The organism is Oceanispirochaeta sp. M1, from assembly GCF_003346715.1.
GTDB lineage: Bacteria > Spirochaetota > Spirochaetia > DSM-2461 > DSM-2461 > Oceanispirochaeta.
The window spans coordinates 1-495 of sequence record NZ_QQPQ01000152.1 but is presented as its reverse complement, the minus strand read 5'-3'; the positions used below and the strand labels follow the sequence as shown (position 1 = coordinate 495).

Annotated in this window: 1 protein-coding gene; it reads right to left on the bottom strand. The window is 42.2% G+C overall.

Annotated features, from left to right (window positions below; all coding sequences use genetic code 11):
* Positions 1 to 31 precede the first annotated feature (31 nt).
* Complete coding sequence (locus DV872_RS26260) at positions 32 to 283, bottom strand: hypothetical protein (RefSeq protein WP_147283293.1); 252 nt, start codon at positions 281 to 283, stop codon at positions 32 to 34.
* Positions 284 to 495: the final 212 nt, after the last annotated feature.

The following is a 495-nucleotide window of genomic DNA, read 5'->3' as shown; positions in this document are numbered from 1 at the left end:
CCACTGTTTATCCTCCTGTTGGTGCAGTCTCCTAACTTGTATCAAGTCCAAAAGGAAAATCGGAGGCATAAACCGATGTTTTCTCATCTCCATTTTGAGGCCAGTTCATACCGATGAAATAATGAAGCTTCTGTTGCAGATAAAAGGCCTCTCCACCATGAAGTTGCGCCTGTAATTGATTGAAGCCCGCTACCAGGCCCTGAAAACAGGAAAATAAGGATGTATCTGGAGAGAGCGAGGAAATGTGATTCTCTTGGGAGAAATGAGATAGTTTTTCAGCCAATGAGAGGGAGGCTCTCTCCATTGCGGAATAACCCCGATTGATAGATTTTCGAATTGTCCGGGAATCAATACATCCGAGATGGAGGCCCTATGTGTCAACATAGTTGAAGCATCAACTTTTTAAGGAGATATTCAATTATGAGATACAGTTTAGGATTCAGAGAATCACAGTTAAGGAAAGTTTTACCACCGGTCAACAGACCAATTTCAGAT